Annotated in this window: 8 protein-coding genes; 3 read left to right on the top strand and 5 right to left on the bottom strand. The window is 41.5% G+C overall.

Going from position 1 to position 6,454, the window contains the following annotated elements; all coding sequences use genetic code 11:
* Window positions 1-42: 42 nt before the first annotated feature.
* From HCR01_RS20360 to lgt, 4 genes are all read right to left on the bottom strand, one after another.
* On the bottom strand, window positions 43-291 hold the full coding sequence (locus HCR01_RS20360; protein ID WP_226889462.1) for a heme NO-binding domain-containing protein: 249 nt from the start codon (window positions 289-291) through the stop codon (window positions 43-45).
* A gap of 284 nt (window positions 292-575) precedes the next feature.
* Complete coding sequence (locus tag HCR01_RS20355) at window positions 576-929, bottom strand: phenylpyruvate tautomerase MIF-related protein (protein ID WP_193197907.1); 354 nt, start codon at window positions 927-929, stop codon at window positions 576-578.
* Between the two features lie 95 nt (window positions 930-1,024).
* Window positions 1,025-1,843, bottom strand: a complete 819-nt coding sequence (cobM, locus tag HCR01_RS20350) for a precorrin-4 C(11)-methyltransferase (protein WP_320073140.1) — start codon at window positions 1,841-1,843, stop codon at window positions 1,025-1,027.
* A gap of 207 nt (window positions 1,844-2,050) precedes the next feature.
* Entirely contained in the window at window positions 2,051-2,923 is an 873-nt protein-coding gene (lgt, locus tag HCR01_RS20345) for a prolipoprotein diacylglyceryl transferase (protein WP_193197906.1), read from the bottom strand.
* Window positions 2,924-3,219: 296 nt separating this feature from the next.
* Between lgt and coaD the strand changes: the two genes are divergently transcribed.
* The 3 genes from coaD (at window position 3,220) to HCR01_RS20330 (ending at window position 4,856) form a co-directional block, all read left to right on the top strand.
* Window positions 3,220-3,792, top strand: a complete 573-nt coding sequence (gene coaD, locus HCR01_RS20340; protein WP_193197905.1) for a pantetheine-phosphate adenylyltransferase — start codon at window positions 3,220-3,222, stop codon at window positions 3,790-3,792.
* Window positions 3,681-4,370, top strand: a complete 690-nt coding sequence (locus HCR01_RS20335) for a DivIVA domain-containing protein (protein ID WP_193197904.1) — start codon at window positions 3,681-3,683, stop codon at window positions 4,368-4,370. The genes coaD and HCR01_RS20335 overlap by 112 nt, the downstream gene beginning before the upstream one ends.
* A 162-nt stretch (window positions 4,371-4,532) precedes the next feature.
* The gene (locus HCR01_RS20330; protein WP_193197903.1) at window positions 4,533-4,856 is read left to right on the top strand and encodes a Ycf66 family protein; all 324 of its coding nucleotides are present in this window, start codon (window positions 4,533-4,535) and stop codon (window positions 4,854-4,856) included.
* 71 nt (window positions 4,857-4,927) lie between these two features.
* On the opposite strand, the gene HCR01_RS20325 is transcribed toward HCR01_RS20330, so the two are convergent.
* Window positions 4,928-6,274, bottom strand: a complete 1,347-nt coding sequence (locus tag HCR01_RS20325; RefSeq protein ID WP_193197902.1) for a TldD/PmbA family protein — start codon at window positions 6,272-6,274, stop codon at window positions 4,928-4,930.
* Between the last annotated feature and the right edge of the window lie 180 nt (window positions 6,275-6,454).

The raw sequence follows: 6,454 nt of genomic DNA, 5'->3' as shown, positions 1-6,454 counted from the left end.
TGCAACTATTTTTTCTCGAAGATCGACAGAGTATGACTTCATTTAAAGGGATTTATATTTTAATTGATTGTACCTCATAACAGACGCAAGTGCTGTAATTTCTGCACCAGATAAGCCGACAACCTCACTCGTCGCTTTCACTAGTTTGTGAGTTAGGTCATCAGGATAGGGTTCCATCCTCAAGAAAGTATCTATTTTGACTTCAGCTTTTTGTTTAATTGTCTGCCAAATTTCTTCACCAAAACGATCGCATACCATATCACGAATCGCTTTGTTTATTAAGCCGTACATTCCGATATCCTATGATTGATATATCTTTTATTTCATAGTACACAGTCAAGCTGTCAAATTAATTTTTATCTTCAAATAAGATGACAAATTAAATAAAAAAGCTACTATGTCAACTCCTAACTCGCTTCGCTAAAAAAGAGGCAATTGATATAATTTACTCTGATTGAAGCTTTATTTCTTTACAAGTAGAGTTTTCTTAACTACTGCTTTATATTTTCTATTTATTAACTATTTTCATGTTTATTAGCTTTGTTTGCTGGTAAATAAGCTATTTTGTACCCGAATCAACCAAAAGTTGAACCGTTCCACCCCCACATTGCACCCTTGGCGTCCGCAAACTCTATGTAAATCCGATTTTTAGGCACACCTAGCGTTTGATTAATCTGCTGACAAAAGTCCTGACTCATCGCCTCGGTTTGGTCTGGCTTCATTGTGCCGACGCTCTTAATTTCAATGTAGCAAGCAGGCTCAGTAGTTCCGGCAAACGTCATGAGGATTCCTGGTTCAAACGCAGTCATTACATAGGATTCTGGTTTTCCCAGATATTTAGCTAACTTGGCAGATAAACTCAAAAGTATTGTTTCAATTTCAGCTTTTTGAGGAGCAGATACAGAAGTTTGTACTTTAATTAATGGCATATAAATAATTCGTAATTCGTAATTGTCAAACTTAACAGTAGCGATCGCTGTGTTAATTTTATTTCACTGTACAGAGAAGTTCGATTACTAGCTCATTAATGGGATGAACGAAATAGATGACTATGTTCAGGATGATATAAACGCGATCGCCCTGTTGCTGGCAAGAGTGCAGGACTGATTAGATAAAGTGTAGTACGAATTAGCTTTTCTTGATGAGTGCAATCTGCCATTTGGTCAAGGGGGACAACTCTGATTTTTTCATCAGGCCACCCTATGCGAAAGCAAATAGCTACTGGGGTTTCGGCTGGGTAATGTTCCAGTAGTTTAGCTTGGGCATTTTCGACGTGACGCGCACTTAAATACAGGCAAAGGCTAGCTTGATGTGCTGCAAGAGTAGCTAATTCTTCAGTAGCGGGGACTTCGGTACGTCCGCTGATGCGCGTCAAGATGATAGTTTGGACTAAACCGGGTACAGTTAGTTCTATTTTGAGTTTGGCAGCTGCGGCTTGAAAGGCGCTGATACCTGGTATGACTTCAAAAGGAATTTTTGCCTCTGCGAGCAGGTGCATTTGCTCATGAATGGCGCTGTAGAGACTGGGGTCGCCGGAATGGAGGCGGATGACTGATTGGTGCGATCGCACTCTTGCGATCATAATCGGCAAAATCTCTTCTAAAGTCTGATTTGCAGTCCTAATAATCTCCGCGTCTTTTCGGCAAACATCCAAAATCTGTTCAGGTACTAAAGAATCAGCAAATAAAATCACATCGGCAGCAGCCAATAGTTTCTGCGCCTTGACCGTCAATAAATCTGGATCTCCAGGGCCCGCTCCCACAATATACACACACGGTTCTACAGTATATCGTGTTTTTTCATAGCCAAAATTTTCAGTATATTCACGCTTATCAGAGCACACAATAGTCCCTCAAAAAGTTTTTTTGGCATTTTCTTCAGTATCTTTCCTGATTTACCCTCTTTTCCTAGTAGAGAGTAATGGTAGATGCACCCTGGTTAAGCCCTAGAGAAAACTCTGGGGCATTTTTTATTTCTTAGTCAACGGTCAAGAGTCAAGAGTCAAGGGTCAAAAGTCAGTATTTATTCCCCTTGTGCTCCCCCTGCTCCCTCATCTCCCGCTCTCCCCATCTCCCTTAAAGGGAGGAACTACATCGGGTAAAGGGCGTTTGATTAAGTAAAGCCAAGCTAACCCAGCTAATCCTAAGACAATTCCTAGACTGCTCACTATTTGTGCTATCCGCAAGGGCCCTAGCATTAAGCTATCAGTGCGAAAACCTTCAATCCACAGGCGTCCTAAGCTATAGGCTGGCCAGTACACTAAAAACAGTGTGCCTACTTTTAGGCGTGGCTTGCCAGATAAAGAGCGAAAAAACAACGTAATCAACAGCGCAAACACCATTAGATCCCACAGAGACTCATAGAGGAAGGTGGGATGAAAGTAATCGAAATTAGCATACTCTAAAGGACGATTATCCGGTGGAATATATAGCTTCCAGGGTAAATTAGTGGGTCTGCCAAAAGCTTCAGAGTTGAAGAAATTGCCCCAACGTCCGATCGCTTGTCCTAAAATCAGCGAAGGAGCTACCAAATCTGCTAGTTGCCAGAAAGAAACCTGTTTGAGTTTGGCAAAAATTAACGCTGCCAAAACGCCACCGATAATCGCTCCGTGAATGGCAATACCTCCTTCCCAGATAGCAATGATTTTTCCTGGAGTTGAGGCATATTTTGACCATTCAAACAAAACGTAATATAGCCGTGCGCCGGGAATTGCCCCAATTAACAACCAAAAGAATAAATCGCTCAGCAAATCTGGATTAACATTACGGCGCTTTGCCAAGTACTGAGAAAGAATAACACCAATTAACACTGCTGTGGCAATCAACAAGCCATACCAGCGGATAATTATTGGCCCTATTCTCACCAGAATCGGGCCCGGAGAAGTAAATTGAAACGCTAAGGGCAAGGTGGAATCCAGTACCATGCAAAATTACCTAGAAGATTTTATAAACTGTCCACGCACTTTGCTAAGTACGGGGTTTCTTACGTTTCAACTGCTGGAGCTACGCTTGAATCCTTCACAAGGAAAGTGGGGACGCAAGTGAAAGTTCAGCATCCACGTTTAGGAGTCTAATTCCTAATGCCTAGTTGAGCATAACTTGTGCCACCACAACAATGGACTTTAACACCCTCGGTCAGAGCGCGAGATGGTAGATTTGAGTAAGTTACACACAAAGGTTTCGATATAATCACCTAAACAACTTTGATATATCTAAGATTGTGATTGCTGTTTATCCTGGTAGTTTCGACCCCATCACCTTGGGACATCTTGACCTCATTGGGCGTGCCAGTCGGCTGTTTGAGTGGGTGATTGTCGCAGTTTTGCGAAATCCCAACAAAATGCCACTATTTAGCGTCCAGCAACGGCTAGAACAGATTCGTCTCTCCACACAACATCTACCTAATGTAGAAGCAGACAGCTTCGACGGTCTTACTGTCAACTATGCTCAAATGCGACAAGCGCAAGTTCTGCTACGGGGTTTACGGGCAGTGTCAGACTTTGAAATAGAATTGCAGATGGCTCACACCAATAAAACTCTTTCTACTCAAGTAGAGACAGTTTTTTTGGCAACCTCAAATGAGTATAGTTTTTTAAGTAGTAGTGTGGTAAAAGAGATTGCAAGGTTTGGTGGCTCTGTCGATCATCTCGTTCCCCCACACATTGCCCTAGATATATACCAATGCTACAACCACAACTCTCCAATGTTGAATCCAATCACAACGGAAGCAATCCCCCTCAAGAGTATGCCAATGGAAACTCCTACGGAGATGCTTCGCGATCAGCAAGTGTAGACATTCAGCAGGAACTTGACCGCTTAGAAGAAATGGTTCTCTCTAGTGTCCGAATTCCGCTGACGGGACGCACGCTCATAGATGAAGAAAAGCTGCTAGATCAGCTAGATTTCATTCGGCTTTCCTTACCATCGGTTTTTCAGGAAGCAGCAGCAATCCTGGAACAAAAGGATGAAATTCTGCTGCAAGCAGAAGAGTATGGACAGCAAGTTGTTGAAGCAGCGCAAGCAAAAAGAGCGCAGATTTTAACTGAAAGCGATATTGTCAGACAGGCAGAACAGGAAGCCGAACAACTGCGGCGACAAGTGCAACAAGAGTGTGAAGCAATCATGCAAGAAACCCTCACTGAAATTGACCGCAAGCGGCACGCTTGTCAGCAAGAGTTGGAGGAAATGCGCCAAACAGCGATCGCTCAAGCTCAAGAAATTGAAGATGGTGCTGATGGATATGCCGATGGCGTTCTTGGAAATATCGAGCAGGATCTCCAAGAGATGCTGCGAATTATTACCAATGGACGGCAACAACTGCGAGGAGATAGCTCTGTGCAGCGTCATTCACCTCCTGGTAAGAGAAGATAGAGGATCTAAAAACAGATGGGAAAGAATTTTAGGTTGGGTTTAGCAGTAGCTTAACCCAACAAATTTCATTAAAACTTTTAGATTTCCATAGACTAAACTTAACTTACTTAGTAAATAGGTTTAAAATTATTGCTTGTAATTATTGAGCAGGATTTTTAATAAATGCTGATAGCTCAAATTAATTTTGGATTAAATATAGCCGGATTAATTGGAATTATTTATTTACTTTTGGCAATAGTTTATTTTATTTTAATGCTAGTTTGGCTAATACCAAGAGGAACCAGACTAGCAGGTTCGGCTTTGGCACTTTACCTGATCCAAGTGATATTTACACCCATTATATTGTTATTATGTGGGCTTATTTTATTGTTTCAAGGCTGGCGTCTAGATCCAATTCTTCAGTTTGAGCAATTTCTCTTATTGCTATTAATTATTTACCTAACTATCAAAGATATTGTAATTAATGCAGTTTACAGAAATAGGTGATTTGATAATTCGGTGTAGAGACGCTAGATTTCGCATCTCTACCAAAGAATAAGTTTTTTTACACAAACTGACTACAAAGTATATGTGAAATCTTCCACCAAAATACCAGGAATTAAACTTCCTCCAAGTTGGCGACCATCGTATGTACCTACTTCGGGAATGAATTCCTGAAAATTGGTCAAATTAATCAGGTTTTCTCCCCAGAAGCGATAGAGACTTTCATCAAAACGCAAGTTTTCAATAGGGGCGATAATTTCTCCCTTTTCTACCCAAAAGCAAGCATAACGGGTCATACCCGTGATTCTACCAGTAGGGCGATCGCTCCAATTCAAATAATGCAAATTCGATACATATAAACCTGTATCCAAACTTGGAAGAATTTGCTCAAAGGCTAAATTTCCCGGACTTATTTCTGGCGCACGTAACGTTTCTGAACCATTTGCACCATTGGCAACTTTTTGATATTCCTTAGCAGTACGAGAATTCACTAAAGTATTTACCAAAAGTCCTTTTTTTATGACACTTAACTCCGGTGCAGCCATTTCTCCCAATTCATTAAATCGCGGCACTAATCCCCGCTGAAAGTTTTCTTGCAAGTTAAATGCTGGCGAAAGTTGTTTTTCTTGACGCCATAGAGAAGCTAAAGCACTGTTTCCTTGTTGGATATCAGCTTCACTCACGGCTCCCCAAGAAAGCATCATTAATAAATCTGCAACAGCAGCAGGTGCAAAATAAGTTTTATAATGTCCTCGTGGTAACTCTTTAGCCGAGCGAGAAAGCATTTCTAGTTGTTGTTTTGCTTCGCTGATTTTGGCTATATAAGCAGCTGCATCCCAATCACTTCCAGCAAAAGTGCCTTTAACAGCTTGTCCAGAATTGGTGAATAAAGAATAATCTAAGGTAAAAGAATCAGTAGCAAACCAGTGTTTCTGTCCGCTAGAATCACCATAACCTTTAACTACTACTCCGCCAGCATATATACCAGTAAAATCTAATTCAGCAACCAGTTCTAGCACAGTTGGCACTACTGCTTCTGCTGCCAATAATTTTCCAGGATGTACTTCCCGACTGGTATTGTTTCCTGATGGCAAAACTAGATAGGGATCGATAGGTAATAACGGAAGTTCTTCACGTAGTTCTTGTAAAGCTTTGTATGCTATCTGCCAATCTACTCCCCAATTTCCAGTAAAAGGAAACTGCCGAAAACTGCTATGCTGATTTTTCATCAAAGTCAGTTCTATCAAACCATCAGCGACACAACCAGTTTGTCTGACTTTCGCATGATTGAAACGAGTAAATTGACTCCGTTCACTGCTCAGTTTCACAGTAAAGTGTTCACCTTCTACCGTTTTGAGCAGTAGAGTTTCAATCAGTTGATTAAAGCTGACTTCTAAAGCAGATAATTCCTCAATTTTCATGAACTTTATAGGAACAATGGGAATAGGGGGAGATGGAGGAGTGGGGGAGTGCTTCGACTCCGCTCAGCAACCAGGGCAGGGGGAGCAGGGGAGGCAAGGGGGCAGAGGGGAGAAAATAACTTTTGACCCTTGACCCTTGTACAGACGCGATTAATCGCGTCTCTACTCTTGACTAATGAC

The sequence above is a fragment of the Nostoc sp. MG11 genome (genome assembly GCF_014904695.1).
In the GTDB taxonomy this organism is placed as follows: Bacteria; Cyanobacteriota; Cyanobacteriia; order Cyanobacteriales; family Nostocaceae; genus Komarekiella.
The sequence above is the reverse complement of the archived record's forward strand: the minus strand, read 5'-3'. Positions and strand labels throughout refer to the sequence as shown.

Excerpts from the sequence above, each read along its gene's own strand:
- HCR01_RS20360 (WP_226889462.1), bottom strand. The coding sequence starts at position 291 with ATGTACGGCTTAATAAACAAAGCGATTCGTGATATGGTATGCGATCGT.
- HCR01_RS20330 (WP_193197903.1), top strand. The coding sequence starts at position 4,533 with ATGCTGATAGCTCAAATTAATTTTGGATTAAATATAGCCGGATTAATT.
- HCR01_RS20325 (WP_193197902.1), bottom strand. The coding sequence starts at position 6,274 with ATGAAAATTGAGGAATTATCTGCTTTAGAAGTCAGCTTTAATCAACTG.
- HCR01_RS20335 (WP_193197904.1), top strand. The coding sequence starts at position 3,681 with ATGCTACAACCACAACTCTCCAATGTTGAATCCAATCACAACGGAAGC.
- lgt (WP_193197906.1), bottom strand. The coding sequence starts at position 2,923 with ATGGTACTGGATTCCACCTTGCCCTTAGCGTTTCAATTTACTTCTCCG.
- HCR01_RS20355 (WP_193197907.1), bottom strand. The coding sequence starts at position 929 with ATGCCATTAATTAAAGTACAAACTTCTGTATCTGCTCCTCAAAAAGCT.